This is a genomic window from Microbacterium enclense, from assembly GCA_038182865.1.
Classification (GTDB): domain Bacteria; phylum Actinomycetota; class Actinomycetes; order Actinomycetales; family Microbacteriaceae; genus Microbacterium; species Microbacterium enclense_B.
In genome coordinates, this window is the sequence record CP116226.1 from 1872891 (window position 1) to 1899130 (window position 26240).

Below are 26240 nucleotides of genomic sequence, written 5' to 3' on the forward strand. Positions count from 1 at the left end.
TTGCGATCGATGAGGGCTGGACGCGCGGTGCGCTCAGGCCCTCGGTAGACTCGGACGACCGGGAGGGTTGTCCGAGCGGCCGATGGACCTGGTCTTGAAAACCAGTGGGCAGCAATGTCCCGTGGGTTCGAATCCCACACCCTCCGCAACGACGGAAGCGGCTCCCGAAGGGGGCCGCTTCCGTCATGGCTGGCGGAGCGGGAGTCGAACGCCGTTGGGCCCACGCCGCCGGAGGCTCCGCGCGTCGCGCATTGGCGTGTGGAGGGGCGGTGGGGAGAATTCCATACCCTCCGCCGGATGGTGCGTCCTCGAACCCCGACCGCGCGGACGTTCGGGCGGGTTCCGTCATCGGGACCCGGTGCCATACTTTGCGAATGGACTCGCTCGAGGATTCGCCGCCCCGCCGCTCTCGCCGACAATTGGAGGCGTGGGTGCGTGAGTTCGAGGAAGAAGAGCACTGCATCGCGGGTCGGATCACCATTGCGCCCCAGGAAGACGATGGGGACGAGGACACCGGGCTCGTGATTCTGCGGCTGCGAAACTCTTCGTCGTCGATCTTCATGAAACCGCGTGGGTACGACGACCCGTTCTGGGAGGCGACCCTCACGGAGCACCCCGAGGAACAGCGGATGTCCGTGCACGACATCACGAGCTTCGCCGCTGAACTCGTCATCGCGGGGAACTTGTGCTCATTCCTGCAGTGGAAATCGCTCGAGTGGGATCGTGAGAGTGGGCACCACGCTCACTGACATTCGGAATGCGTGCCCACGGGCCGTTCCAGCATCCCTGAGACTTTCGATGTCGTCCCGGTAAGAGGGCGTCCCCACGGGAGCGCAGAGCGGCCCTCCTCATCGGTCGAACTGTGTGCGCTGTCACGCATCCGGTGCAGGCTGGTGCCATGTTTCGCGATTTCACCGATGAGATTGTCTTGGTCCAGGGGTGTGCCCTGCGGGTCCGACGGGCGGGAACGGGTCCGGTAGTGCTGCTGCTGCACGGTCACCCTCGCACGGGGTCGACCTGGCACCTCGTGGCCCCCGCGTTGGTCGGAGCGGGCTTCTCGGTCGTCGTCCCCGATCTGCCAGGCTATGGCCGGTCCACGGGGCCCGAACCGAGCGCCGACCATGGTGCTCATTCGAAACGCGCCATAGCGGGCATACTGACCGCGCTGATGAGCGCGCTCGACCATGAGCGATACGCCGTGGTCGGTCACGACCGCGGCAGCTATGTCGCGCTGCGGCTCGCATTGGATCACCCCGATCGTGTCGAGAAGCTCGTCCTGATGGATTGCGTCCCGATCAGTGAGCACCTTCGACGTGCGGACGCACAGTTCGCGACGCGGTGGTGGCACTGGTTCTTCTACGCGCAACCGGAGCTCCCGGAACGCGTCATCAACGCAGACCCGGATGCCTGGTACGCGGGTGACCCGGCCGTCATGGGGGTCGAGAATCATGCCGAGTGGCGCGCGGCGATGCGCGACCCGAACGTGGTGCGCGCGATGCTCGAGGATTACCGTGCGGGCTTGACGAAAGACCGCGAGGATGAGGAAACAGACCGGAGAGTCGGCCGACGCCTCACGATGCCGCTGCTTCTCCTGTGGTCCCCTGCGTGATGACATCGAAGACCTCTATGGTGACCCACTCGTCATCTGGCGTGAGTGGGCGAATGACGTCAGCGGCTTCGGTATCGACTCCGGGCACCACATGGCAGAGGAAGCATCGCAGCCCCTCGCGGAAGCACTGATTCGATTCTTCGCGAGCGACCGCTTTTCCTCTTGATCTGACCTGAACTCGCACGGGCTCGAAGACAGCAGAGCCCCCGCTCCCGCGTGCTCGATTCAGCGAAATGCGGTTTCGCGGCGAGGCGATTGCGTAATCCGTATCGCGCCGTCACCCGATCACAGCATTTCGATAGGGTCCGAGAAATCGACGGAAACGGGGGATGGCTCGAGGTGCAGGACCGGATACACAACGCTCATGCGGTGCCGCATGATCGCCTGCGCCGGTCCCGATCGGGCGTCCGCTCGGCTCTCGCCGTCCTCACGGCCCTCCTCGTCCTCCTGCTCGGTGCCGTCCCGGCAATGGCATCCGATCGAGGTCCGGCGGGCGACCTGGTGCCGCCGGAGGGGGCGTACTTCGGCTCCATCCTCGACTGGGGAAGTGACAGCGTCGCCGACCAGGCCGAGCGGCTCGGGGCACCTAGCGCCCTCTACCAACGCGACGTCTCCTACCCGCTCACGGATGCGGAGCGCGGGTACCTCCAGGGCTTCTTCGAGCAGACGGCGGCGGCCGGCTCGGTCGCCCTGGTCTCGCTCAATCCCACCGTGCCTCTGGACGCGCTCGGCTCCTCGGACGCGGAGCAGTTCGTCGAGGTCCTGAAAGACATCGCGCGGCCCGCGGGAGCTCCGCTCTCCCTCAGTTTCGCGCCCGACATGAACACGACCTGGGTTCCGTGGGGACAGCGGCCCCAGGCCTACCGCGCGGCTTTCGCCGCCTTCGCCGAGGTCGTCCACGAGCGCATGCCCGAGGCGGCCGTGGTCTGGTCGCCGTTCTGGGGCGGCGACTACCCCTTCACCACGAACACCGCGCCGCCCCGAGACGGCCTCGACACCGACGGCGACGGTCTGCTCACCGGTCGCGACGATCCCTACGCGCCCTACTATCCCGGCGACGCCGCGGTCGATGCGGTGGGGCTCTCGCTCTACTTCGACGAGACGGGCGGGGTGGAGGCGCGCAACGTCGTGCCCGAACCCGGCGACTTCGTGACGCGGTTGACCGGTGCCGACGACTCGGGCGCTCCCGACTTCATCGGCACGTACGCCTCGGCCGCGCGTCCGCTGCTGGTGGAGACGGCGGCGTTCTACAGCGCGAGTGCCGTCGGGCCCTCGGAGCTCGACATCAAATCGGCGTGGTGGCAGCAGATCGAGGCGGCCGTGGGCTCCGGTGAGTTCCCCGCCCTCGCCGCGGTCATCTGGGAAGAGACGGCCACCACCCGCGGCGTCGTGGGCGAGACGGTGATCGGGTGGTCGGTGACCCTGTCATCGGATGCCGTGCGTTCGGCGTTCGTCACCGATCTGCGCGCGTCCGCCCTCGTCCTGGGCCCGGTTCGCGAGCCGTCGGGCGCGACGGCTCCGTCGGCGACGGCTGAGGGAGTCCTCGGCTGGCTCCTCGTCGCCTTGGTCGTCTCGGTCGTCGCGACCCTGGTCGTCATCGCCGCGCGCCGCTCGGCCGGGGCCCGGCGGCTGTCGTACACCGGTCCGCCATCGCGCGACGCGCGCATCGACCTCTTGCGCGGCCTCGCCATTGTCTTCGTCGTGGTGAACCACCTCGGGCTCGCCAGCTACCTCCAGATCGGCACGCAGGAGTTCCTCGGCGTCGTCTCGGGCGCCGAGCTCTTCGTCCTGCTGTCCGGGGTGGTGCTCGGCCTCGTCTACCGGCCGAAGCTCGTCTCGGGCGGCATCGGCGAGGTCGTCATCCGCACCGCGGGGCGTTCGTGGAAGCTGTACCGCACCGCCCTCGTCGTCGTGCTGCTCGTGTTCTTCCTGTCGCTCCTGCCCTTCCTGAACGGTCAGTCCGTCACGACCTTCACCGACCAGGGCACGGGAGCCGCCGGCGCGGGAGCCACGGGTCGTGTGTACGACCTCTACGCGGGGGCCGACCGGTTGCTGCAGTACCCGGTGGATCCGCAGGTCGTGCTCGACTTCCTCCTCCTGCGCATGGGGCCCTGGCAGTTCAACGTCATGGGCCTGTATGTGGTGCTGCTGCTGATCTCGCCCCTCGTGCTGTGGGCGCTGGGGCGCCGGTGGTGGCCGTGGGTGCTCGGGGTGAGCGCCCTGCTCTATGTCGTCGGCTACGTCACGCGGCTCCGCCTCCTCCCCGCCCAGTTCGAAGACTCCTTCCCCCTTCTGGTGTGGCAGCTGCTGTTCGTCGTCGGCATGGTGGCGGGCTTCCACCGGCGCGAGATCCTCGCGTGGTTCTCCACCCGGGTGGGCCGCATCGCCCTCGTCGCCGTCATCGCGGTGGCGGTCGCGTTGATGCTGTTCTCGTGGAACAACCCCTACGCTCCGGCCCCGGGCGATCCCCGCCTCGGCCTGCTCTCGGACAACACCTTCCGCGCCGTGTACTCGGCCCTGTTCGAGCGCACCTACCTCGCGCCCGGGCGGCTGGTGAACGTGCTCGTGCTCGTCGTCGCGCTCTATGCGCTGCTGACGGCGTACTGGAAGCCGATCGCCGCCGTCGGTGGCGGCTTCCTCATCCCTCTCGGGCAGTCCACCCTCTACGTGTTCGTGATGCACGTGTTCTTCGCCCTCGCCGTGGCCAGCATCCCTCTTCTGCACCGAGGAGACCTCGTGGTCGACACCCTTGCCAACGTCGTCGTGCTCGCGCTGTTGTGGGTCATGGTGCGTACCCGCTTCCTCTTCGCGGTGGTGCCGCGATGAGCCGCCGGGAGAGGAGAAGGGATGCCATGACCGACGACACCCGCATCAGCGAGGGGCGCCTGCTCGTCCTGCGGATCGTCGTCGTGCTCACGATCCTGCTCGGGGTCAACTACGTGGCCTGGCGCTGGCTGTTCTCGCTGAACGGGGATGCGTTGTGGATCGCGGTGCCCCTCATCGCCGCGGAGACGTACAGCCTCATCGACGTCTGCCTCTTCGGGATGATGATGTGGAAGGCGCGCGGACGCCCGGCACCCCCGCCACCGCCTCAGGGGCTGGCCGTCGATGTCTTCATCGCCACCTACAACGAACCCGTCGACCTCGTAATGACGACCGCGCTCGCCGCGCAACGCATCCGCTACCCGCACCACACGTGGATCCTCGACGACGGCGGACGCGAGGAGATGCGCGAGCGGGCGGAGGCCGCCGGGATCGGCTACATCTCCCGGGGGTCCGAGTGGGACGACCGGCCGCGTCACGCGAAGGCCGGCAACATCAACAACGCACTGCAGGCGACGGCCGGCGAATTCATCCTGATCCTGGATGCCGACATGATCCCGCGGCCCGAGATCCTTCACCGCACACTCGGGTACTTCGACGACCCGCGCGTCGCCCTCGTCCAGACCCCGCAGGTGTTCAGCAACGTCGCCACGGGCGACCCGCTCGGAAGCCAAGCGCCCCTGTTCTACGGCCCCATCCAGCAGGGCAAGGACGGCTGGAACGCCGCGTTCTTCTGCGGTTCCAACGCGATCCTGCGCCGCGAGGCGCTCATGCAACTCGGCATCGTCGGCTACGTGCGAGAACTCGACCGCTCCGTGGCGAGCGCTCTGCGCAGCGCGTCGCGCGTGATCGAGAAGGCTCGGTCGGCCCCCGCTGCTGCCGACCCCGCCGTCGCCGCCGCTCTCGACGAGGTCTCCGCCGGTGTCGCCGAAGCCCGCGCGCGACTGCGTGCGCGCGAGCCCCTCGGCGAGGTGACCTATCGCCTGCACCGACGAGTGGATGCCGCGACCCAGTCGATCGTGGCATCCGATGTCGCCGGTATCGACGACGATCTCCGCGAGCTCGCCGCACTGGCGGGGCCCGCCGGTGCCGGGTCGACACCGGAGGAGCAGGCGTTCGACGTCGAGCAGGCGGTCGCCGCCCTCGCCACGCGGGAGCTGTCGCCCCTGAACGCGCTCGAGGCGGTCCAGGCTGTGCTGCGGACGATCGGGGTGGACCGTGCCGGTGAGGCGCAGCCGGTCATGCCACTGGCCACCATCTCGGTGACCGAGGACATGGCGACCTCGATGCGGATGCACGGCATGGGCTGGAAGAGCGTCTACCACCACGAGCTCCTCGCCGACGGCCTCGCTCCGGAAGACCTCGGCACCATGCTCACGCAGCGGCTGCGGTGGGCGCAGGGGACCATGCAGGTCCTGCTGCGCGAGAACCCCCTCGTGCAGTGGGGGATGTCGCTCCCGCAGCGGCTCATGTACTTCGCGACGATGTGGAGCTATCTGTCGGGCTACGCCGCCGTGGTCTACTTCGCGGCGCCCATCATCTTCCTGGTGCTCGGAATCCTCCCCGTCCACGCGTTCGCCGAAGATTTCTTCATCCGATTCATCCCGTTCATGCTCGTCAATCAATTGCTGTTCTTCGTCGCGGCGAAAGGCGCACCGACATGGCGCGGGCAGCAATACAGCCTGGCTCTGTTCCCGGTATGGCTGAAGGCGTGCTCCACGGCATTCACGAACGTCGTGCTGCGCATCCCGCTCGGCTTCGCCGTGACACCGAAGACCCGTCCGAGCACGAACGGACCGCAGTGGCACCTCATCAAGACGCAACTGGTCGTGATGGTGCTGCTCGTCGTGGCGATCGTCGTGGGCTGCATCCGTCTCTTCGTCAACGGGGCGGAGCCTGTCGGCACGGCGGTGAACATCGCGTGGGCGATCTACGACCTCGTGGTGCTGAGCGTTCTGTTCCAGGCGGCGACCTTCACCGGCTACGACCCGACCGCCGAAGCGGAACGGCTCGCCGAGCACGCGCGGCGAGCGTCGCGAAAGGAGACCCGATGACCGCCCCGACCCCCACCTTCGACGACGTGGCTCGTCAGCGCGCGATCGAGCAGCTCGGCATCCTGGACACTCCCCGCGACGAGCGCATCGACCGCGTCACCCGTCTCGCGCAGGAGATGTTCGGCGTGCCGATGGTGAGCGTGACGCTCCTCGACCGCGACCGACAGTGGCGCAAATCCGAGATCGGCATGGGCGGGCGCGAGGCGCCGCGCGAGGACGCGTTCTGCGACTACACGGTGCGAGAGGGGCGCACCGTGGTCATCCCCGACGCGAGCGAGGACGAGCGGTGGTCCGCGAACCCGTTCGTCGAGGGAGATCCGCACCTGCGCTTCTATGCGGGGCATCCGCTGCAAGCGGCCGGAGGGGAACGTATCGGGACGCTGTGCCTGCTCGACACGAAGCCCCGCTCGCTCGACGAGCGCGAAGAGGGTCTTCTGCGCGAGCTCGCGGGGTGGGTGCAGTCCGAGATCCTCCGGCAGAACGAGCTCGACGACGCCGTCGCGGTACAGAGCACCCTCCGCCCCCGGAGCGCGCCCGAACTCCCCGGCTACGAGATGGCGGCCGTCACCGTCGCCGCCGGCCAGATGTCGGGCGACCTCTACGACTGGTATCCGGTCACGGGCGGCGCGCGCTTCACCCTGGCCGACGTCATGGGCAAGGGGCTGGGCGCAGCTCTTCTGGCGGCCGGGCTCCGCGCGTCGCTGAGGACGCTGCCGGAGCGAGACCTCGTGGATGCCATCCGCGAGGCCGATCGTCTTCTCGACGCCGACGTCGCCGACCTCGGCACCTTCGTCACGGCGTTCCATGGCCAACTCGACGCGGCGACGGGCACCCTGCGCTTCGTCGACGCCGGCCACAGCCTGGGGTACGTGCTTCGTGCGGACGACACCTGGGAGCACCTGTTCTCAACAGGGATGCCGCTGGGGATGGGGCTCGCCGATCTGCGCGCCGAGGCGCAGACGCGACTGGGACCGGGCGACATCTTCATGGTCTGCAGCGACGGTCTGTTGGACGTGCTGGACCCGGCGGATCCTCTCGGGCACGTGCGGCGCGTTCTGCGCGAGCGTGGTCTCCGCGGGGCGCTGGACGAGGCTGCCCGCCTCGCCCGCGGGGCGACGGCCACCGACGACGTGACGGTGATGGTGGTGGCCCGCGACGACGACGTGAGCCGGAAGGGAACGGAATGAACATCGAGCAACGTGACTCAGCGAACGCGGTCGTCCTGGGGGTCGAGGGGCGGCTCACGGCTGCAGTGGCACCGCAGCTTCGCGCCGCGGTGTCTGACCTCGTGGCCGGGGGGCGAACCAGGCTGGTGGTGGATCTCGCGAAGGTCGACTTCATCGACTCGTCAGGTCTGGGCGCTCTCATCGGAGCCTTGAAGGCGACGCGGGTCGCCGGCGGCGATCTGCGCATCGCCGCGGCGGGGGAGCAGGTGCGTCAGGTGCTGCGTCTGACGAACCTCGATCGGGTGCTGCACGTCTACTCCGATGCCGAAGGCGCATTCGACGGTGTCTGAGACCACCGTCTCCCGCGAGGGGGTGGCGACCCTCGCCTTCGTGGAGGGACTGCACGAGGCGCTCGACGAGCTCGCTGCGAACGCCCCGCACGTCTCGGAGGAGGACTTCTCCCTCTTCTCCCTCGCGGTGATCGAGATCGCGACGAACATCGCGGTGCACGCGCCCCGCGGTGGCGAAGGCGTGGTGCTCTCGGTCGAGGTGTCGGTGGGGGAGGATCTGCGCGCGGTGCTGCGCGACTCCGCGGCCCCCGTGCACCTCGACCTCACCGCCGCGACCATGGCCGATGCCCTCGCCGAGTCGGGTCGCGGGCTCGCGATCGCGGCGGCTGTCTGCGACGAGCTCTCGATAGAACGCCGGGGCGGCAACATCTGGCGCCTCGTCCGCCACATGAGTCCGCCGTCGCCTCGCTGACGGTCGCCTCGACCCGCTCCCTCGCCGCCGATCTTCCCGGCGCGGGATGAGATTCCCCTGACCCTCACGCGATTCTCAGCAGTTCGTCCCTAGGATGGCTCCGACCTGAGGCCGTGCGCCCAGGAGCGATGGGGTGCCCGGCCGGTGGCATCCGTCCCCGAAAGGACCCGAGTGAGCAAGAGTACGACCCCGCGCGGGCAGAGAACCGTCGCGCGCCACGGACGTCTACGGACGCTCACCCCCGTCGGACAGATCCTCCGTGCCGTCGCCGTGGCGATGGCTGTCGTCTTCGTCGCCGGTGTCGGGGTCGGCGCCTACGCGGTCTACGACCTGTCGTCGAGCTTCACCGCCGACGCGGTCGATCTGAAGGGGCAGCCGGCTGTCCCGCCGGACATCGGCGAGCTCAAGGGCGGCGTCAACATGTTGCTCGTCGGGACCGACGAGTGCGAGCCCGACTTCGCTCAGCTCTTCGGCGACCGCTGCACCGGAGACGACTCCGAGGGCAGCCTCAACGACGTCAACATGCTCGTGCACATCTCCGACGAGCCGCGTCGCGTCACCGTCATCTCGTTCCCGCGTGACCTCATGGTGCCGATTCCCTCGTGCACCGACGCCGACGGCAACGAGACGTCCGCGATGAGCAAGCAGCAGATCAACAGCGCCTTCTCGTACGGCGGTCTCTCCTGCGTCGTGCAGACGATCTCGAAGCTCAGCGGGCTCGACATCCCCTTCGCCGCGAAGGTCAGCTTCGGTGGCGTGATCAACATCACGGATGCCATCGGCGGCGTCGACGTCTGCATCGCCAACGGCATCAAAGACCCCTACACCGGGATCGACTGGCCCGCGGGCATGCGCACCGTGCAGGGCCTCGACGCGCTGCAGTTCCTGCGCACCCGGCATGGCGTCGGCGACGGCGGCGATCTGGGGCGCATCTCGAACCAGCAGCAGTACATGTCGCGCCTGGCCAACAAGCTGAAGAGCCAGGAGGTGCTGTCGAACCCCGCCACGCTGTACAAGCTCGCCTCGACCGCCCTGCGCAACGTCGACCCCTCGACGTCGCTGACCAATCCCCTGACGCTCGTGCAGATCGCCTCGGCGGTGAAGGACGTTCCGTTCGACGAGATCGTCTTCATCCAGTACCCGACGTTCACCGACGCGGCCGACCCGAACCGCGTGGTCCCCGACTACGACGCCGCCGACACGCTCTGGGCTGCGCTCGCCGCGAACCAGCCGCTGCAGCTCTCGGGCAACCTGAGCGACGGCGACGGCGTGGTCGTCGACGACAACGCCCAGCCGGCCCCGACCGACACGGCGACCCCCGCTCCGACCGACAGCGCGGCGCCGACTCCCGACCCGTCCTCGTCGGCGATCACCCTGCCGTCGGAGATCGCGGGTCAGACCGCCGCGCAGGCAACCTGCTCGAACGGCAACGTCCGCTGACATCGGTCCCCTGGCATCCGGATCCCCGCGGATTCCGGATTCGGATGCCAGGGCACGACCGGGTAGTATGAACCGGTGTGCTCGCGCCTTCGGCGTCGATCACCTGGAGACGTCGCATAGTCAGGCCTAGTGCACCACCCTGCTAAGGTGGAGTCCCCGTAAGGGGACCGAGGGTTCAAATCCCTCCGTCTCCGCCAGACTCAACGCCCCCGGAACCGCGGAATCACGCGGGACCGGGGGCGTTTCTCGTTCCTGTCATGCCTCGCGTGGCAACGGCGCGGCAACAACCCGCGCCCCGATCGCCTCATCCAGGCGGGTCGTGAGGGCCTCGAGGTCGTCGTCGAAGAGGTCGGCGTAGACGTCGAGCGTCATGGCGGCGGAGGCGTGCCCCAGCATGCGCTGGATCGCCTTCACGTTCGCGCCGGCCGACACAGCCAGCGATGCGGCGGTGTGCCGGAGGTCGTGCAGCACGAGCGGTTCCACGCTTGCCGTCGCGAGCGCCGATACCCACCAGGAGCGCGAGCCCGCAGAGGCGCGGGTGCGGCGCATGTAGCCGCCGTGGCCGTCGTCGAAGATCAGCGCGTCCGGTGCCTTCCCGTCGACGGCCGTCGCGAGCTGCTGCAGCACGGCGGCGGGGACGGGCACCTGGCGGGACTCGTGTGTCTTCGGGGTGCCGGGGTGGAACTCGCCGTGCACCTCGACGACGTTGCGGGTGACAGAGATCCGGCGCCGGAGGAAGTTCACGTCGCGGACGCGGAGGGCGACGAGCTCGCCCCACCGGAGCCCGCAGTAGCCGAGGGTGAGCACGAGCGCCGGCCTCCCGGAGGCCGCGGCGACGGCCCAGAGTTCGTCATGCGAGAGGTAGCGGCGCTCGCGCTTCGTGACCTTCCGGGGGAGGCGGACGCCGCGCGCGGGGTTGGCGAGGATGCGTCGGTCCTTCTCGGCGACGTCGAGGATCCCGGCGAGGATGCCGTACGCCCGAGCGACGACGGTCGGGCTCATCCCGATGCCGGCTACCCACGTCTGCACCTCGGAGTGCCGGATGCCGGAGACGGTGCGCCTGCCCCACTTCGGCTCGACATAGTTCGTCCACGACGCCGCCAGGGGCGCGTACGACGACGGCTTGAGCAGCGCGGCCTTGCTGGCCAGCCAGGGCCCCGACAGCTCGCCCACTGTAACCCTGGCGGCACTCGCGGCGATGTAGGTGCCGTCCGCCTTGCTTACCGTTTGGCGGGCGATGTGTTCCTCTGCCGCACGCTTCGTCGCGAAGCCCCGCTTGGACGTCTGCTGATTGAGCGGGTCGCGCCACACCGCCCGGTACAGCTTTCTGCCGGCGGCCGTCTCGTAGGGGTAGACGCTACCCATGAGAGTTCCTCTCGAGGTGATCTCGCAACTGAGCAACTCGGACGCGCGTCTCGTGTCCGCGAGCTTGGGCGGAGGCGTCGCTCCCCACCGATGCTGAGACCACGCTCTCCAGAGATTCGCCCCAGATTGCGAACGAGACCTGACGTAGAACGTCGACCTTGACGCCGAGCCTCTTCGCCGCCCTGCGTTCGGCAAGCGTTGGAGTTACGGGGTCGCGGTCGGCAGCGAGTCGAGCCCATTCGTCTATGAACTCGCCAAGCGCCGGTGCCGCCTCGTCGGAGCCGATGAAGTGCAGGAACCGCTCTGTCGAGACGGTGAAACCATCCGAGAGGGTAAGCCTCTCGGTGCCGTCGAATAGGTCGGGGAGTTTGATCTGACCCGCGCCGCTGAGCGCCCCGGATGACGAGCTGAGGGCCGTGCAGAGGGCGAACAGAGTCGGCAACGTCGGGGCGAATCGACCAGCCTCGATGTTCTCGATGCTCGTCGTTCCCCAGGTCATTCCGAGCGCTGTGCCAGCTCGCGCGAGCGCATCTCGTCGCACGTTGTGCTCAGCCCTGTATCGGCGGACGAACTGGCCAATCGCCACCGCGACTGTCGGCGGGGCTGGGAGGGTTTCGTCGCTCACTTCTCAAGTATCCAGCGTCGGGGTGCTTGACACAAAGCGTTAGAAATCTTTACTGTGTTTTCACGCACCCCAGGATTGGGGACATGAGAAGAAAGGTCCGCAATGGATCACGACTACATCACCCCCGATCAGGTCTGCGAGCTCGTGCCTGGCATGACCACGACGAACCTCGCGCAGCTGCGCTTCAAGGGCAGGGGTCCGAAGTTCCTCAAGCCGACACCGCGCACCGTCGTCTATCGCCGCGCCGACATCATCGCCTGGCTCGAGGCGTCCGAGCGCACCAGCACGGCCGCGATGACGCGATGACCATCAACGAGAAAGCCCCCGGCGCTGCGCCAACAGCGACCGAGGGCATCGACCAGAACCGAACCGACCACGGCAAGAACCAGACGGGACCCATCATGACCGATTCAGCCACCGAGCACCAGCCCGCCCCGACGTCGACGGCCGCGCAGGCACGTGCAGCTCGCGCGAAAGCTGCCGCTCGAGGGACGATCGCCGCGGATCCGCGGATCGTGATCGAGGATGCCCCGACGCCCGTGAGTGAGACGCGAGCCGCGACCGTGCAGGACGCTGAGGTCGTGTCGCTGCGGAACGCACGCCTCGCGGAGGATGAGCTGGCGCACCTCCCCGTGTTCATCGTGAAGGGCACCGGGGGCCGTCACGCGAAGGTGTGGCGCTCGACTGACGGGAAGTGGTGGCGTCGGGGCGGTGCGGTCCGCATTCAGCGGTGGCCGGAGCAGGATGGGCCGCGCGCGTTCGTGGTGTACCTGCACGAGGGCGCGAACCGTGGCGACCTTGACATGTTGCTCGGCGCTGTGGAGCGCGCACGGTCGGGGAAGGGCCTGGCGGACGAGTGGGAGCGGATCGAGCAGCCGTGGGCTGACGAGTTGACGTTCAAGCTCACGTTCTCGTCATGGTCCTACGTCGACCCGTACACTCACCGCGACCCGTCCCCGCGCGTCTACCCGTGTAATGAGCCGCTGTGCCTCCGAAAGTGGCACGAGGACGGTGTGACGCACGTCCTCGACGAGGTGCGCGTCAAGTTGCCGGACATGCGGGGGCAGTACTCCGTCTCGGTCACGCGGTGCCTCGACGAGGACACTTGGATCGTCGACGTGTTCACTGACGAGTTCTTCGGGACGGCCGACGACGCCGCCGAGTTCGCGTCTCATCTGCAGTGGATGACGGCGGAGTGCCGGAAGGCGAACGCCGCCCGTGCCGAAAAGGTGGCGGCGGCGTGAGCGGGGACACGTTCCAGGTAACGTCACGCGCTTCGACAGCGCGTCAGGACGGTGCGGTGATCGTCACACCCCCGGACGGTGCCCCGGTCGCTCTGACAGCCGCACAGGCCCGCGAGCTGCAACGCGCGATCCTGTCGGCCGTGGTGACGATCGAGCGTGACGTGCGCGCGGTCGTCGCGAAGACGAAGGCGGCGGAGGCACGGAAGCTGCGGCGCGCGGCCGACGTCGACGAGACGCTGCGGGAGCGGGACCGGTGAGCGGCGTGGAAGGCGCGGCCATGATCCCCGCGTGGATGATCCAGGACCGGACGGTGCCGAGGAGAGCGCTGCTGGTGTTCGCGGCGCTGTCGGCGCGCGCGGGCACCGGACCTATCACGGCACCGCTGCGCGTTCTCGCGGCCGAGGCCGGTTGCACCGTGAGTCAGGTGTCCGTCGCGATCGCCAAGCTCGAGGCTCTCGGCGTCGTCGTCAGGGACCGTGGGCGACGCTTCGCGGTGAGCTACACGCTGCACCCTTCGCGTAGACCTCGGGGGCTGAACCGGTGAGCGGCGGCGTCCCCGCGGATGAGGTCACCGCGAACGACTTCATGCAGGTACGTGCCGCGCTCGTGCGCCGCGTCGGCGGCGCGAACGAGGCCCTCGTGTGGACGCGCATCCAGTGGCGCGCGTCATCCACCACGGCGGGCCACGCCGGCGACGACGGTGCGCGCTGGTGGGCGGCAACGCACGCCGAGATTGCCGCCGAGACGGGCCTGACGAAGGATCAGGCGCGCCGGGCGGTGGACAAGCTCGTCGCGGGTGGGTTCCTGCTGTCGGATCAGACGGAGGGCTTCTCGCGGAGGGGTAGCTACTCACCCGTCATCGCCCATGTGGCAGATTTGCCACGTGGCAGGGATGCCACATCGAAGCGGCAGATTCGCCACATGGAAGTGGCAGATATGCCAGATGGTCCTTCTATAGAGACGGTTAAGACTAAAGACTTCTCGTCGGAGGCCGCTGACGCGCCCCTCCGAGGCGACGTAGAAGAGATTCTCTCGCTGCTGGAGTCGGAGGTAGAGCGCAACGGCGGCAAGCGGCCTACGCGCTCCAGGAAGAGCATCGACGCTGGCCGTCTGCTGATCGACGTCGACGGCCGCACCGTGGATGAGATATCTCACGTCATCCGGTGGTGCCAGGCTGACGAGTTCTGGCGGTCGAATGTCCTGAGCATGAGCAAGCTGCGGGAGAAGTTCGACCAGCTGCGTCTCGCCGCGCAGCGCCCTCGACGCATGAGCGCTCTCGAGGCGGGTGCGGAGGCTGACCGGCTGATCCGGGAGCATGAGGCGGCGATGGTCGCTCAACAGGTCGCGGATGACGAATATGCGCTGGTGGTTCACGAGCTGCGGGGCGTGTCGTGAGCGGCCGCACGGATGAGTCCCTGGCGGCGGAGGCTGCTCGACGTCGGCGGGAGCTGCGCGAGGAACAGGACCGGCACGCGGTCACCCGTGACGTGCTGACCGTGACGAACCGGCTGCTGCTGACGGTCTACCTGCGGGAGCGTCTCGCGGATCCGGCGGACTTCCTGATGGTCGTCGGCATGCCCGTCGACGACCGCGGCGCGATCGTCTGGGAGCGCGTCGACGTCCTCGTGGATGAGCTGCTGCGCGCGCGGCCGCACTTCGCCGCGCCGGAACCGGTCGATGGTCGCGTTCGGTCGCTGGGGGCGCTACAGTGGTTCACCGAGCGGACAGTGAGGGCCACGGGCCCCGCGACCGCCACGGAGGCCAGGGGCCAGCGCACGTCAGATCAGGGATCGGTGCGGCATGTCGAATCGACACCTGGAGACTCCCCATGACACCTTCCCGCAAGACGGTGACGAACGAACCGAACGCCACTGAGGCCGACACGAAGTCCGGCGCGCGCAAGCTCGAGGAAGCCATCACCCGTGAGCTGACCAAGAGCCGCTCTCGGGCCACGGCTGCGCCCGTCGCTTCGGAGGCCGACGCCCAGCCCGACATCAACGCCGACGCCGCCGCGGAGCCCGACACACGGCCGGCCGCGGCCGACCCCACCGTTACGGATGGGGCGCAGACTGCCGAGCCAGAGACGTCCGAGGCGTCAGACATCGTGCCGCCCGTCTACGTCGCGGACGCGGCCGTGGTCGAGGCCAACAGCGCCATGGACCGAGCGCGCGCAGCCCTCGAAGCTGCGGAGGCCGAGTTCTCCGCTGCCGAGTTCGCCGCGCAGCGCGCGCAGCTCGAGGATCAGATGCGCCGCGACCAGGCGGAGGATCAGCGCATCGCGCGCCTGGGCCAGCAGCTCCCGAAGATGCGCGCGGCGGTCGAGTTCGACCTGAACCAGTTCCGGCTCGCCGTCGCCGCTATCCGTCAACCGGGCGGTTCGACGGACCTCGCCGTGCGGGCGTGGATGCAGATGTCCCACACTCGCGAGGTGCTGCGCCGCATCTTCGGTCAGATCACCACCCACGCCGCGAAGCGTTCCGATGAATCGATGCGGTACTGGGACCGGAAGGCCGCAGAGTGGGAGGTCGCGATGCGCGCGGCGGTCGACCTCCGTCCGTCCGACTTCACCGCGGCGCGATCCGACGACGACGCGATCAACGAGGACGACGAGAAGGCCGCCAACGAGGCGTTTACGGAGGCTCTCGAGCGGGTCAACGCGATGATCACGGAGCAGTCGCAGGCGGCTCCGATCCCGCAGAATCGTCGCCCTGACGACATGTCGATTCCGGGCCCGTGGGCACTCGGCGTGTACGGCTCCGGCGACATCGCCCTCCGGAACCCGCTGTTCCGTGAGAATCCCCTGCCGCGGACGTTCTCGGCTGACTTCGATGTGGCGCTCACCCACGCGGTGCAGGCCGAGGTGGACGTGTTCCTGCCGGGTGTCAGCCCGCTCCGGTTGGACGGGGTTACGGTGGCGGAGGCGCGCGACCTCGCCGCGGCGGCATCTGCGGAGATCCAGGCATGGGCGACGTCGACGCCGAGGATGGACCTGAACGATGCCGCGGGCGAGGGGCAGAGCGCGTGATCGACTTCACCGGAATGAAGGCGCGCCCGGTCGGCATGATCAGCGGTGCGATGGGCGCGGGCGTGGAGTCCGCTGCGGCTGTGATCGCGCGAGGTCAAGCGGAGGTCGATGCGTTCATCGCAGGCCGCGCGTCGGCTCTCGCCTCGGCTCGGGCCGCGGCACCGCGACCGGTGCGTGAGCGTACGTCGCGAGCGGCTGCGCCGTCCACGACGCCGGAGCAGCGCCGCGTGGACGCTCTAGGCTACCCGGCATCGTGGACGGAGAACGGTCAGGAAGCGATCGCCGCCGCGCGCGCAGCCGCACCGGGCGGCGCCGGAGTGGACTACCCCGCGAGCTGGAAAGCCTGACGACATGGCGAACGAGTGCATTCCCCTGTACACCCCGGCATCCGACGTAACCGTGCGCGCCGCGTCGGCGATCGTCGGTAAGACGTTCGTAGCACTGCTGGGCGGCGTCAATCCGTCCACCGGTCAGCTCGCAACCGTCGTGCCCGCGCCGCTCGCCGGCGCATCGGTGGGCGTGGCGTCGCGCGACACCGCCTCCGGCGCGGTTATGCACCTCATCCGCGCGAAGGGCATCATCGTCCCCGTGACGGCGGGCGGCGACGTCAGTGTCGGCGCCGAGGTCGAGGTCGGGGCGAACGGGCGTGCCGTCACGCTCGCATCCGGCAAGGCCCGCGGCCGCGCCTGGTCGGCCGGAACCGCCGGTAACGACGTCTTCGTCGAGCTCTACTGAGCAACTGACTTCGGGCTCGCGGCCCGCCCGCCGACCTTCTTTCCGGTTTGGGGCACGCGAGTTCGACGGGCGGTGAGCATCGGACGAACCGCGGGCGCGGTTTGCTCACCACCCACACCCCGAGGGTGCCATTCCGCTGGGCGGGGGAATGGCACCCTCGTCTCTTTCGTGAATCGCGAGACTTTGGAGTAACCGATATGACCACACACGAGACGGTGATCTGGGAGACCCTCACCGGCCAGCACCTCGAGACTGTCGAGGCATCCGAGGGCAACTGGGAGCGGGGCCGCGTCACCGACCTGAACCACGTCTTCCAGATCGATGCCCTCGGCCTCAACCCCGCCGACCGTGCGGACTTGTTCGGGGAGGACTGTCCCCGCGACCGGGTGCTGACCGAGCTCGTTGACGGGACGCCGATCTATCACGGGTTGATCGTCGATTGGGACTACGACGACAACGCCGGCACGTACACCGTCACGCACGTCGACCTGCGTGAGCTGTTGACGGGCCGTTACCTGTTCGGTGTCGGTGGGTATCACTCGGACGGCGTGTTCGACTGGACGGGCCTGTCGTGGCGCGGCATGGCATCCCGTGCGCTGTACTACCTGCTGCGGTACCAGGATTCGCCGCGGTGGGCGGTGCCGATCAACCTCCCGCCCGAGGAAGCCGGCGACGAGGTGTTCCGTACCTGGTGCTACGAGATGAAGCTTGGGGAATCGATCCTCGCCGATATCGAGGGGCGCCCGGGCGGTCCTGACGTCGACTTCCAGCCGGGTTTCTTCGGCAGCGGGTACGGGTGGGAGGCGCTGATCGGTTCGCCGTTTCTCACTGGCCCCGACGTCGAGGTCGTGTTGGGGGCCGATGCGTCGCCGGTGAAGAACCTCAAGATCGCCCGCCGAGGTCGCGCCGTGTCGACCGGTGTGTTCGGTATCGGTGACGGGTCCGAGCAGCGGCTACAGGTCGCGCAGGTACCCGCAGCCGCCGACGGTCGGATTGTCCGCGACTCCAAGGTGACGTTCAAGAAAGACACCGGCGTGACCGTCGATTCGCAACTGCACAAGCGCGCGGAGGGGTATCTCGCGGCGCGGCAGAAGCCGACGCAGCGGTGGTCGTTCGACCTGGACGCCGACGCGGTGGACCTGACGACCTTGCGACTCGGCTCGATCATCTATGTGCAGTCGGAGGGTCACCGCTTCGCCCCCGATGGGGAGAGCGCTCACCGGGTGCTCGGGTTCGCCGGGTCTCTTGCCGAACCAGAGACGGTGAAGCTCACGCTGGAAACGCTGCAGGACGCGGAGGACGGGGACAGCGATGGTTGAGCGCGTCCCTGTCGGCAGCCCGGAGGTCGTCTTCGATCGGCTCATGGAGCGCATCGAGAACCTGGAGACGATGGTCTACGGCCGCAACGCGTCCGTGCATGACGGGTCTACCGAGTTCGTCGGGGAGGACTCGCTGATCGTCCGCGGCTCCCAGCTCGTCTCCGGATGGCTCCGCGTCATCGGGCGGCTCGTCGTCACCGGCCTGGGCATTCTCGAGGTGAACGGTCTCATCGACCTGCTGGGCCGGATGAAGGTCCGCGGCGGCGGGGGGATCACGGTCGAGGATGGCGGCGACATCGACGTGCTCGGCGGGATGATCCGCGCCGGCCTCGTCCGCATGGAAGACGGGAAGCTGTTCGTCGGAGAGAGCATGGTGCTCGACCCGGCAGAGGACGGCGGCGCGGCCCTGTTCTCCAACGGATCCAAGCTCTACTCGAACGCAACGGCGATCGGCCTCCGGAAGGGCTCCAGCTCCCTGACCGTCGGTGAAACGCTCGCGGCCCTGCTGGTCGGCGGGAAGGCGTTCACCGTCGCCGCGGACGGGTTCACCTTGACCGGCGTCGACGAGGAAGAGAGCACCGATGGTGTGATGTGGCTCGGGTTGAAGGGCGGCAAGCTCGTCGTGGTGTCCCCCGCGGTCGGCGGCCCGTTCGGCAACCTGTCGTGGCCGCTGCCACCGTCGACCGTGACGGATGAGTACGGGCCGCGCGAGTCCCCTGGCGAGGGTGCCTCGACGTTCCACGAGGGCATCGACTTCGGCGCCGCGAACGGCACGCCGATCCCGTCGGCCGGCGCAGGAACGGTGGAGTTCGCAGGGTTCGACACGGACGGCGGGTACGGCAACTACGTCCTCATCAACCACGGCGGAGAGCTCAAGACGCGCTACGCGCACATGAACGCGACACCGCAGGTCACCACGGGCGCGCATGTCGCACGCGGCCAGATCCTCGGGGAGGTCGGTGACACCGGCACCTCGTTCGGCAATCACCTGCACTTCGAGGTCGAGTACCAGGGCGTGCGCGTCAACCCACGTTCGAAGCTGCCCGCAGCCTGACTCCCGGCTCTACCCCGAGCGCCCCACTTCCCACGACAGGGAGGCGGGCGCTCTGCTGCGCCACGCGCGTTACTGCGAGCCTGACCCGCCCCACCGACCCCAGGCCGGGGCCGAGCCCGAGGCCGACCCCCCACCCCCTCAAAAATCCAGAACACCCCAAACCACGGACCACCTCCCGCCCGGTCGCTTCCCCTCTCCCCGGTTCGCGTCCCCGATTTCTACCAGGGGTCGGCTCGTGGCAGACGCCGATCTGATCGCGTGATGACGCGGGAGTAGCTGGGGCGGGCGCGCCCCTTGTCGCGGCGTCCTTTGAGCCGCACAGAGCGGCCCGCGAGGCTTTATCCCTCGGGTGACCCGGGCCTGATGTCGGAACCCCCCAGTAGCGTGCCGCCCATGACCGAACACACCATGAAACCGTCCGATCACGTACACTACGGAGTCAACTCCCTGAGGGGCTGGGACGAAGCTCTCGGCACCGCTCACGGCTGGGGAGGAAACCGCGCCCGCAACGCCGGCCGACTTCTCTCCGGCATCATCGTCGCCGGCGGAGAGGACCGCACACCCGTCGCCATGGCGGGCCAGCTCGACGACAACGGCACCGGCAACCTCGCCGTGCTCTACGCCGATGTCATCGTAACCGTCACGGCCGTCACCATCCTGTCCGACGACGCGACGACGGAGGTCACCGTACATCCGTTGAGCGCCGTCGACAGCATTGGCGTGAAGGCCTTCCACAACTACTACGACGGCACGAAGAGCTACGAACGGCACAACCAGCTCGAGGTCAGCGTCACCGTCGAGGGGATCGAGTTCACCTTCACCCGAAGCGGCTACAACAGCAGCGAGCTCACCGACGACAACGCCGTGAAGAAGGCGCTCGACACCCTCCGCGCGCGCCTGGCGCAATGAGCGACGACGCACCCGTCCGCCAGGCCTACGACCTCGGAATGGACCACGCCGACGACGACCACGCCGGCAAACCGGACGTCCGCCTGCACAGCGGCCGCAAGATTGCCGCCGCCCTCGGCTTCACCGCCGCCACTGGGGAGCAGCTCGTCGAGCTACGCGACGCCTACGACGCCGGCTGGCGAGACTGGGCCTGAACTCTTCCCAACCCCGGCCCCATCGCGCCAGAAACGGCCTCGCGCGCGATGGGGGTACCCATTTTTCCCGGGGAGGGAGGAAGCCACCGGGCGGGAAGTGGTCCGTGTGGTCGGGTGCGCGGGATTTTCTGGCGGGTGCCCCGTGGGTGGGTTGTCCGTTACCGGCTGGGCGGCTGTGTGCGCCTCGTGAGTCCGTCCTGAGCGCGGGCCGTGTCGGTAGCGCCGGTGGGGCCGTGGTGGCGGTCTGTGAGGCGCACAGAGGCGCGGAGGGCTATGCGGCGGCGTCGGCCGCGACGGTGCCCGCGGGTCGACCGGCCCAGAAGCCCGCAGACGGTCGACCGGCGGCCGCGTACGCCGCGCACAGGGCGAGGGCGGGGCATCCCGCGCACACGGCCGTCATGCGCGCGATCGTCGCAGCGTCGGCGCGATCAGCCGTGAACGCCTCATCCCCACGGCACGCGGGCTCTACACCGGGCGTCATGATGTCCCCACGCAGCGCCTTGTCTAAGACGTAGTACTCGGGGCCGCCCTTCATCGGCTTCTCGACCGGTGTGCGCTCCGCTGACGGGGACATGACCGTCGGCTTCAGCTCTTCCACGACCGGCGTCGTGCGGGCGATCGTGGGCCGCTTGAAGGGTGCCAGGCCCTGCTCTCGACGCTTGCGGGCGAGCTTGTTTTGGTGAGCCGGGTTGTCACGCATCTTCTGCTGCCACGTCTTCAGCAGGATGTCCTCCCGGACGACGCGGGTGCGTTGCCCGTCGATGACCTGCCAATCCATCGGCATACCCGCCTGCCCCCAAAGTCGGATCGCTCGCTCCGACCGGTTCACGCGCTCCGCCGCGCTCTTGTACGTGTGCCACTTCACCTTGCCCATGAGCGCATCTTCACCCGCGCGGTGGGGCACTGTCGCATGGCAACACCGTGGCAACAGAACTAGTAATCGAGCGTGTCTCGACGCGCCCGCTAGTGAGCGTAAATGCCCGGAAAGACGCGGCTCCCAGGTTCGCCCCGCAGCATCCCGCGGCACTCGGCAGGGTTCAAATCCCTCCGTCTCCGCACTGAGAAAAAGCCCCGGTTCGCCGGGGCTTTTCTCGTTGCGTGGGCCCGGTCACGGGCTGCGTCGACCGCTCTCGCGGTCCCACTCGAGCGACTTCCCCTTGGGGGGAGGCGCACAGATTCTCGGCGACAATGACCTCCGCAGCGAAACGGGCGATGTCGTGGACGGACATCCTCTGTTCGTCCTCCCGCGCCGTGAGCGTCGCCTCCCAGAGTGGGTGCTCGCACCCGCGGGGTTTCACGAGGATCAACGCCGACGCGTTGCGTAACCGACGGATCATCAGACCGGTGTCCTCGCGGTCGGCGTCGTCTTTCGGAGCGATGCTGAGACGGGAGAAAGCCGGCGGGACGCTACGGGGGGATCCCGAGGGCTTCGGCCAAGGCGCCCGACGGATGGGTGCGGACCTGACCGCGAACGGGCACGGGGAGGCCGTCGCCCACGGCCGCGATGAGGCGGATGTCGATGGCATCCATCGCGGCGAAGTCGGTGTCGGCGCGCTCGATGAGCGCCTCGCACGATCCGCACCCGCGGCGGACGAAGAGCAGGAGCTGGGCGTGGCCTCGGAGGGCGTGCTGGCGAGGGACCACCACGGAGCGGTCGGGGGCGAGCAGGGGGCGTTGGGGACGCCGACGGGCTCGCGCGCCGCCGCGGTCGGTGCGGTCCTGACCTCTCGGAAGGACGCGCCGATGACCGCGGCCACGCAGGCCAGGAGCGCGATCGTCGACAGCTCTGTCGGGTGAAATTCATCCGCGCGGGGGTGACGCGCTTTGCTGCACGGTGACTCATATACGCGGGTCTGAGAGTGCGCTAATTCAGTGTTGCAGAGGCCAGAAACCGCATAAATGCGGGTCTAAATTACATCTTGACCGTTTTTGATAGTGCGCTAACATTGCACTCAATCCCACAACGAAGGAGTTGGACGTGACTGAGCCGTACACAGTCGTAGCGCTCTCGCCGCTGCAGATCCCGATCGTCGAGCCGGAAGATGCGCTGAAGAACACCCGGCGCATCATCCAGTTCATGAAGACGGCGGTCGGTGTCGCCGCGACCGAGGGATACCCGGTCAAGCTGGTGGTCATCCCCGAGATGGCGATCCAGGGAATGCACATGGCATTCCGCGCGGGAGACCGCGAGGACGAGAAGAAATTCGCCCGCACCATTCCGGGCCCGGAGACGGACGAGCTGGGGAAGGCCGCTCGTGAGCTGAACACCTACATCGCCGGGGAGCTGTATCTCGTGGCGGACGACGACTTCCCGGACCGCTACTTCAACTGCGCGTTCATGATCGATCCGAACGGCGAGGTCATCTACCGCCGTGCCAAGGCCACCTCAGATGGCTTCGAGGGCGGCACACTCGGCACCACGAACCCGCACGACCTGTGGGACGAGTGGATCGTCAAGAAGGGCAACGGCAACGTCATGGACGCTATCTACCCCGTCGCCAAGACCCCGGACATCGGCAACATCGGATACGTCATCTGCCACGAGGGTGCGTACCCCGAGATCGCGCGCGGTCTCGCCATGAACGGTGCCGAGATCCTCATCCGGGCCACGCTCATCGAGCCCCAGACCTCGCAGGGGATGTGGGAGGTGCAGAACAAGGCCCACGCCCTGTTCAACAACGCGATCGTCGTCGCGCCCAACCTCGGCCCGGAGCTCGGCCCGGATGGCGTCATCAACGACCTCTTCGGTGGCCGCTCGATGATCGTCAACCAGCGCGGCAAGATCATCACCGAGACGCCCGGCGTCACGGCCGGCGACACGTTCGTCAGCACGACGATCGACATCGACGCGCTCCGACGCGATCGTCAGGCGAACGGAGTCTTCAACGGCTTCAAGGACCTCCGCACCGAGCAGTACGCGGCGATCTACGAGAAGCCGATCTACCCCAAGAACCAGTACCTCGAGGCCCCCCCGGGCGAGGACTGGCTCGCGCGTGAACGCGCCACCCGTGCGCGCAACATCGCGCTGCTGGAAGAGCGCGGCGTCTTCACCCCGCTCGACTGACCGCCGGCGGCGGCGTTCCGCGCACGCCGCGTCGTCACGCTCGGACGCCGCCGCCCTCCCCACCGGTCCTGACAAACGTCCTCCCCCCGGAACCCACCCTGCACCGATCACCTCACAAGGAAGTGGAAACATGATCAGCACCCGTTCCCGAACCATTTTCAAACTCGCCTCCATCGTGGCGGTCAGCACCGTCGTGTTCACCGGATGCGCCCGAGGTGGAACCGACGGCTCCGCCTCTGCGGACGACAAGAAGACCGGCGAGGGCCTCGTCATCGGCTGGAGCCAGCGCGGCATCAGCGGGAGCGACTGGTGGAAGACCCTCGTCGAAGGCGGGCAGGCCGAGGCCGAGAAGCTCGGTGCGACGATCCAGCTGCTCGACGCTAACGGCGATACCGTCCGCCAGAACGCCGACGTGCAGACCCTCATCACCAAGAACGTCGATGTGGTGATCATGAACCCCAACGACCCCATCGGCGTCGGCTCCTCGGTCGCCGCGCTCAAGGACGCCGGTGTGCCGCTCGTGACGGTCAACTCGAACCTCGACAGGTCGCTCGTGCCCGACATGTACTGCTACGTCGCCGAGGACCAGGGCTACACCGGCTCACTCGCGGGCCAGGTCGCCGCAGAGAAGGCCGTGGCGAAGTTCGGCGACACCGGTGAGATGAAGATCGTCGGAATCGGCGGCTTCCCCGGGGATGTCCTCAGCGACCTCCGCTTCAACGGCTTCATGGACGGGTGGCAGGACGTCATGAAGGATCACCCGGGCGTCACGACCACGAAGTTGGAGACGAAGTACGGGGAATGGAAGCCGGACAAGGCGCTGGCGCCAATCCGTGATGTGGCGACGGCCAACCCCGATCTCAAGGTCGTCTTCAGCATGAGCGACGTCATGCAGGGCGGTATCGAGCAGGGCCTGCAGCAGGCGGGTATCTGGGGTGACGGCGTGATCGTGGCGGGTTACGACGGCGGCATGAATGTGGTCAAGCAGATGGTCGACGACCCGACCGGTCCGATGCAGGCCACGGCCTCGAACCAGCCGTGGGATCAGGGAGTGGAGGCCGTGAAGATGGCCGTCGCCGCCTACAACGCCGACACACAGGCGTGCCCGGACAAGGAGGTCTTCATCCAGACCACCGTCGTCACCCCGGAGAACGCCAAGGACTACTACAAGCCGAACGACACCTACGTCCGGGCGAACGACTAAGCGCCGAGCGCCGACCAGCGGCCGCCGCTGCGCCCGACGTCACCCGTTCGGGCGCAGCGGTCGGCTCCATCACCCACGTACGAGGAAGTGCAGAAAGACATGGACGAGCTTCAGCTCGAGGGCATCACCAAGGGGTACCTCGGCGTCCAAGCCCTCAAGGGGGTCAGCTTCTCCGTCAGGCGGGGGAGCATCCACGCTCTCGCCGGACAGAACGGCGCCGGCAAGTCGACGCTCGTCAAGATCCTCTCCGGGGCGGAGACCCCGGACGGCGGGACCATCCGCCTGGGCGGCGAGGTCATGCGGTTCAAGACGCCGACGGACGCGCAGGCGGCCGGCATCCACACGATCTACCAGGAGCTGAGCCTGGTGCCCTCCCTGTCGGTCGCGGAGAACATCTTCCTCGGCTCGCTTCCGAAGCGCGGCGGTGCCGTCGATTGGAACGCGATGCAGGCCCAGGCGCGCGACGCGCTGGCGCGCGTCGGTTTCGACCTCGACGTCCGCCAGCCGGTCTCCAGCTTCTCGGTGGCGGAGCAGCAGGCCGTCGAACTCGCCAAGGCACTCCGCAAAGACGCACGGGTGCTCCTCCTGGACGAGCCCACCTCCACGTTGCCCCTCCCCGACGTCGAGCGGCTCTTCACCGTGCTCCGCCGTCTCGCCTCGGAGGGAGTCACTCTCCTGTACATCTCCCACCGGATGGATGAGCTTTACAGCCTCTGCGACGCGGTCACGATCCTGCGCGACGGCGTCACCGCGGCCAACCTGAAGACGGCCGGCTCGAAGCCCGCCGACGTCGTCACGGCGATGGTGGGGAAGAGTCTCGAGGGGTCGATCGCAGACGCGGCGCTGCGCGGAGAGCGCAGCCCCCGGCTGGGAGCGGGCCGCACGGACACCGTTCTGCTCTCGGCGCGCGGCCTCGGAGAGGACGATCGCGTCACCGACATCGACTTCGACCTCTACCAGGGCGAGGTGCTGGGAATCGCCGGCCTCATCGGATCCGGTCAGTCAGAACTGGCGAGCCTCCTCGCCGGCGCCCGACGGAAGACCGACGGGACCCTGCGGATGGATGACAAGACGGTCGACTTCGCCTCCCCGCGCGACGCCATCCGTCGCGGCATCGGACTGCTCCCGCAGGACCGCAAGGCCCAGGGCTTCATTCCCGACATGGGCGTGGCCGGAAACATCACGCTCGCCAGCATGCCGATGTTCAGTCGCCTCTCCCTCATCGACGGCGCACGCGAGAAGCGCGCGGCCCAGGACATGGTGACGCGCCTGGGCATGAAGGTTTCCAGCGTCAACCAGCCGATGAAGACACTCAGCGGTGGCACCCAGCAGAAGGGCATCCTCGCCCGTTGGCTGGTGCGCTCCTCACGCCTCCTCATCTGCGACGAGCCGACCCGAGGAGTCGACGTCGGCGCCAAGGAGGACATGTATGAACTGATCCGCGACTTCGCGCGGTCCGGCGGCACCGTCGTCATCGCGAGCTCGGAGATCTCCGAGGCCATGATGTGCGACCGCGTGCTGGTCATGGCGCGCGGCCGCGTGGTCGCCGAGTTCGATCACGACGAGATCGACCCGCAGGGTCAGCGGATCCTGCAGGTCCTCGCCTGAGATGCATCCCCCACAACCTTCACCGACCACGACCCAATGA

The 26240-nt window shown here is 68.2% G+C and carries 28 protein-coding genes and 2 tRNA genes; 26 read left to right on the forward strand and 4 right to left on the reverse strand.

What is annotated here, in order from left to right; genetic code table 11:
* The first annotated feature begins 61 nt into the window (after positions 1 to 61).
* The 10 genes from PIR02_08715 to PIR02_08760 all read left to right on the forward strand — a co-directional run bounded on the left by PIR02_08715 (position 62) and on the right by PIR02_08760 (position 10051).
* Positions 62 to 146 (forward strand) — tRNA-Ser (locus PIR02_08715).
* 228 nt (positions 147 to 374) lie between these two features.
* Entirely contained in the window at positions 375 to 749 is a 375-nt protein-coding gene (locus PIR02_08720; protein ID WZH38743.1) for a hypothetical protein, read from the forward strand.
* A gap of 113 nt (positions 750 to 862) precedes the next feature.
* Entirely contained in the window at positions 863 to 1609 is a 747-nt protein-coding gene (locus tag PIR02_08725) for an alpha/beta fold hydrolase (GenBank protein WZH38744.1), read from the forward strand.
* Positions 1610 to 2077: 468 nt separating this feature from the next.
* Positions 2078 to 4435, forward strand: a complete 2358-nt coding sequence (gene opgC / locus PIR02_08730; protein WZH38977.1) for an OpgC domain-containing protein — start codon at positions 2078 to 2080, stop codon at positions 4433 to 4435.
* A 26-nt stretch (positions 4436 to 4461) separates the two neighbouring features.
* Positions 4462 to 6486: a glycosyltransferase gene (locus PIR02_08735; protein WZH38745.1), complete on the forward strand. Its 2025-nt coding sequence runs from the start codon at positions 4462 to 4464 to the stop codon at positions 6484 to 6486.
* On the forward strand, positions 6483 to 7673 hold the full coding sequence (locus PIR02_08740) for a SpoIIE family protein phosphatase (GenBank protein WZH38746.1): 1191 nt from the start codon (positions 6483 to 6485) through the stop codon (positions 7671 to 7673). Before PIR02_08735 ends, PIR02_08740 begins: the two co-directional genes overlap by 4 nt.
* Positions 7670 to 8002: an STAS domain-containing protein gene (locus tag PIR02_08745; protein ID WZH38747.1), complete on the forward strand. Its 333-nt coding sequence runs from the start codon at positions 7670 to 7672 to the stop codon at positions 8000 to 8002. The genes PIR02_08740 and PIR02_08745 overlap by 4 nt, the downstream gene beginning before the upstream one ends.
* A complete protein-coding gene (locus PIR02_08750; GenBank protein WZH38748.1) occupies positions 7995 to 8414 on the forward strand; it encodes an ATP-binding protein in 420 nt (139 codons plus the stop codon). The genes PIR02_08745 and PIR02_08750 overlap by 8 nt, the downstream gene beginning before the upstream one ends.
* A 171-nt stretch (positions 8415 to 8585) precedes the next feature.
* Positions 8586 to 9854: an LCP family protein gene (locus tag PIR02_08755; protein ID WZH38749.1), complete on the forward strand. Its 1269-nt coding sequence runs from the start codon at positions 8586 to 8588 to the stop codon at positions 9852 to 9854.
* 105 nt (positions 9855 to 9959) lie between these two features.
* Positions 9960 to 10051, forward strand: a tRNA-Ser gene (locus PIR02_08760).
* A gap of 58 nt (positions 10052 to 10109) precedes the next feature.
* On the opposite strand, the gene PIR02_08765 is transcribed toward PIR02_08760, so the two are convergent.
* The gene (locus PIR02_08765) at positions 10110 to 11219 is read right to left on the reverse strand and encodes a site-specific integrase (GenBank protein ID WZH38750.1); all 1110 of its coding nucleotides are present in this window, start codon (positions 11217 to 11219) and stop codon (positions 10110 to 10112) included.
* A complete protein-coding gene (locus PIR02_08770; GenBank protein WZH38751.1) occupies positions 11212 to 11844 on the reverse strand; it encodes a hypothetical protein in 633 nt (210 codons plus the stop codon). Before PIR02_08770 ends, PIR02_08765 begins: the two co-directional genes overlap by 8 nt.
* Before the next feature lie 102 nt (positions 11845 to 11946).
* Between PIR02_08770 and PIR02_08775 the strand changes: the two genes are divergently transcribed.
* From PIR02_08775 to PIR02_08835, 13 genes are all read left to right on the forward strand, one after another.
* A complete protein-coding gene (locus PIR02_08775; GenBank protein ID WZH38752.1) occupies positions 11947 to 12150 on the forward strand; it encodes a hypothetical protein in 204 nt (67 codons plus the stop codon).
* A complete protein-coding gene (locus PIR02_08780; protein ID WZH38753.1) occupies positions 12147 to 13088 on the forward strand; it encodes a hypothetical protein in 942 nt (313 codons plus the stop codon). The genes PIR02_08775 and PIR02_08780 overlap by 4 nt, the downstream gene beginning before the upstream one ends.
* Positions 13085 to 13345: a hypothetical protein gene (locus PIR02_08785; protein WZH38754.1), complete on the forward strand. Its 261-nt coding sequence runs from the start codon at positions 13085 to 13087 to the stop codon at positions 13343 to 13345. The genes PIR02_08780 and PIR02_08785 overlap by 4 nt, the downstream gene beginning before the upstream one ends.
* Positions 13342 to 13632, forward strand: a complete 291-nt coding sequence (locus PIR02_08790; protein WZH38755.1) for a hypothetical protein — start codon at positions 13342 to 13344, stop codon at positions 13630 to 13632. The genes PIR02_08785 and PIR02_08790 overlap by 4 nt, the downstream gene beginning before the upstream one ends.
* Entirely contained in the window at positions 13629 to 14483 is an 855-nt protein-coding gene (locus PIR02_08795) for a hypothetical protein (protein ID WZH38756.1), read from the forward strand. The genes PIR02_08790 and PIR02_08795 overlap by 4 nt, the downstream gene beginning before the upstream one ends.
* On the forward strand, positions 14480 to 14920 hold the full coding sequence (locus PIR02_08800) for a hypothetical protein (GenBank protein WZH38757.1): 441 nt from the start codon (positions 14480 to 14482) through the stop codon (positions 14918 to 14920). Before PIR02_08795 ends, PIR02_08800 begins: the two co-directional genes overlap by 4 nt.
* Positions 14917 to 16113 carry a hypothetical protein gene (locus tag PIR02_08805; GenBank protein WZH38758.1) on the forward strand — a complete coding sequence of 399 codons (1197 nt, stop codon included), beginning with the start codon at positions 14917 to 14919 and terminating at the stop codon, positions 16111 to 16113. Before PIR02_08800 ends, PIR02_08805 begins: the two co-directional genes overlap by 4 nt.
* Complete coding sequence (locus tag PIR02_08810; GenBank protein WZH38759.1) at positions 16110 to 16460, forward strand: hypothetical protein; 351 nt, start codon at positions 16110 to 16112, stop codon at positions 16458 to 16460. The genes PIR02_08805 and PIR02_08810 overlap by 4 nt, the downstream gene beginning before the upstream one ends.
* Before the next feature lie 4 nt (positions 16461 to 16464).
* Positions 16465 to 16848 (forward strand): DUF2190 family protein, encoded by a 384-nt coding sequence (locus PIR02_08815; protein ID WZH38760.1) that lies wholly within the window; start codon positions 16465 to 16467, stop codon positions 16846 to 16848.
* Between the two features lie 197 nt (positions 16849 to 17045).
* On the forward strand, positions 17046 to 18167 hold the full coding sequence (locus PIR02_08820; protein WZH38761.1) for a hypothetical protein: 1122 nt from the start codon (positions 17046 to 17048) through the stop codon (positions 18165 to 18167).
* Positions 18160 to 19221, forward strand: coding sequence for a M23 family metallopeptidase (locus PIR02_08825; GenBank protein ID WZH38762.1), 1062 nt, complete (start codon positions 18160 to 18162; stop codon positions 19219 to 19221). Before PIR02_08820 ends, PIR02_08825 begins: the two co-directional genes overlap by 8 nt.
* A 393-nt stretch (positions 19222 to 19614) precedes the next feature.
* Complete coding sequence (locus PIR02_08830; GenBank protein WZH38763.1) at positions 19615 to 20130, forward strand: hypothetical protein; 516 nt, start codon at positions 19615 to 19617, stop codon at positions 20128 to 20130.
* Complete coding sequence (locus PIR02_08835; protein ID WZH38764.1) at positions 20127 to 20324, forward strand: hypothetical protein; 198 nt, start codon at positions 20127 to 20129, stop codon at positions 20322 to 20324. The genes PIR02_08830 and PIR02_08835 overlap by 4 nt, the downstream gene beginning before the upstream one ends.
* A gap of 271 nt (positions 20325 to 20595) precedes the next feature.
* Here PIR02_08835 and PIR02_08840 read toward each other — a convergent pair whose 3' ends face one another.
* Together PIR02_08840 and PIR02_08845 are read right to left on the reverse strand one after the other, a co-directional pair.
* Positions 20596 to 21198 (reverse strand): hypothetical protein, encoded by a 603-nt coding sequence (locus PIR02_08840; GenBank protein ID WZH38765.1) that lies wholly within the window; start codon positions 21196 to 21198, stop codon positions 20596 to 20598.
* 533 nt (positions 21199 to 21731) lie between these two features.
* Positions 21732 to 21971, reverse strand: a complete 240-nt coding sequence (locus PIR02_08845; GenBank protein WZH38766.1) for a hypothetical protein — start codon at positions 21969 to 21971, stop codon at positions 21732 to 21734.
* A gap of 331 nt (positions 21972 to 22302) precedes the next feature.
* On the opposite strand from PIR02_08845, the gene PIR02_08850 reads away from it, so the two are divergent.
* The 3 genes from PIR02_08850 to PIR02_08860 all read left to right on the forward strand — a co-directional run bounded on the left by PIR02_08850 (position 22303) and on the right by PIR02_08860 (position 26200).
* Entirely contained in the window at positions 22303 to 23388 is a 1086-nt protein-coding gene (locus PIR02_08850) for a hydrolase (protein WZH38767.1), read from the forward strand.
* A 130-nt stretch (positions 23389 to 23518) separates the two neighbouring features.
* The gene (locus PIR02_08855) at positions 23519 to 24592 is read left to right on the forward strand and encodes a sugar ABC transporter substrate-binding protein (GenBank protein ID WZH38768.1); all 1074 of its coding nucleotides are present in this window, start codon (positions 23519 to 23521) and stop codon (positions 24590 to 24592) included.
* 99 nt (positions 24593 to 24691) lie between these two features.
* On the forward strand, positions 24692 to 26200 hold the full coding sequence (locus tag PIR02_08860) for a sugar ABC transporter ATP-binding protein (GenBank protein WZH38769.1): 1509 nt from the start codon (positions 24692 to 24694) through the stop codon (positions 26198 to 26200).
* Positions 26201 to 26240 lie beyond the last annotated feature (40 nt).

Coding starts and splice junctions, on each gene's coding strand:
- PIR02_08720 (WZH38743.1), top strand. CDS start 375: ATGGACTCGCTCGAGGATTCGCCGCCCCGCCGCTCTCGCCGACAATTG.
- opgC (WZH38977.1), top strand. CDS start 2,078: ATGGCATCCGATCGAGGTCCGGCGGGCGACCTGGTGCCGCCGGAGGGG.
- PIR02_08735 (WZH38745.1), top strand. CDS start 4,462: ATGACCGACGACACCCGCATCAGCGAGGGGCGCCTGCTCGTCCTGCGG.
- PIR02_08740 (WZH38746.1), top strand. CDS start 6,483: ATGACCGCCCCGACCCCCACCTTCGACGACGTGGCTCGTCAGCGCGCG.
- PIR02_08745 (WZH38747.1), top strand. CDS start 7,670: ATGAACATCGAGCAACGTGACTCAGCGAACGCGGTCGTCCTGGGGGTC.
- PIR02_08765 (WZH38750.1), bottom strand. CDS start 11,219: ATGGGTAGCGTCTACCCCTACGAGACGGCCGCCGGCAGAAAGCTGTAC.
- PIR02_08775 (WZH38752.1), top strand. CDS start 11,947: ATGGATCACGACTACATCACCCCCGATCAGGTCTGCGAGCTCGTGCCT.
- PIR02_08780 (WZH38753.1), top strand. CDS start 12,147: ATGACCATCAACGAGAAAGCCCCCGGCGCTGCGCCAACAGCGACCGAG.
- PIR02_08805 (WZH38758.1), top strand. CDS start 14,917: ATGACACCTTCCCGCAAGACGGTGACGAACGAACCGAACGCCACTGAG.
- PIR02_08815 (WZH38760.1), top strand. CDS start 16,465: ATGGCGAACGAGTGCATTCCCCTGTACACCCCGGCATCCGACGTAACC.
- PIR02_08820 (WZH38761.1), top strand. CDS start 17,046: ATGACCACACACGAGACGGTGATCTGGGAGACCCTCACCGGCCAGCAC.
- PIR02_08825 (WZH38762.1), top strand. CDS start 18,160: ATGGTTGAGCGCGTCCCTGTCGGCAGCCCGGAGGTCGTCTTCGATCGG.
- PIR02_08830 (WZH38763.1), top strand. CDS start 19,615: ATGACCGAACACACCATGAAACCGTCCGATCACGTACACTACGGAGTC.
- PIR02_08835 (WZH38764.1), top strand. CDS start 20,127: ATGAGCGACGACGCACCCGTCCGCCAGGCCTACGACCTCGGAATGGAC.
- PIR02_08840 (WZH38765.1), bottom strand. CDS start 21,198: ATGGGCAAGGTGAAGTGGCACACGTACAAGAGCGCGGCGGAGCGCGTG.
- PIR02_08855 (WZH38768.1), top strand. CDS start 23,519: ATGATCAGCACCCGTTCCCGAACCATTTTCAAACTCGCCTCCATCGTG.
- PIR02_08860 (WZH38769.1), top strand. CDS start 24,692: ATGGACGAGCTTCAGCTCGAGGGCATCACCAAGGGGTACCTCGGCGTC.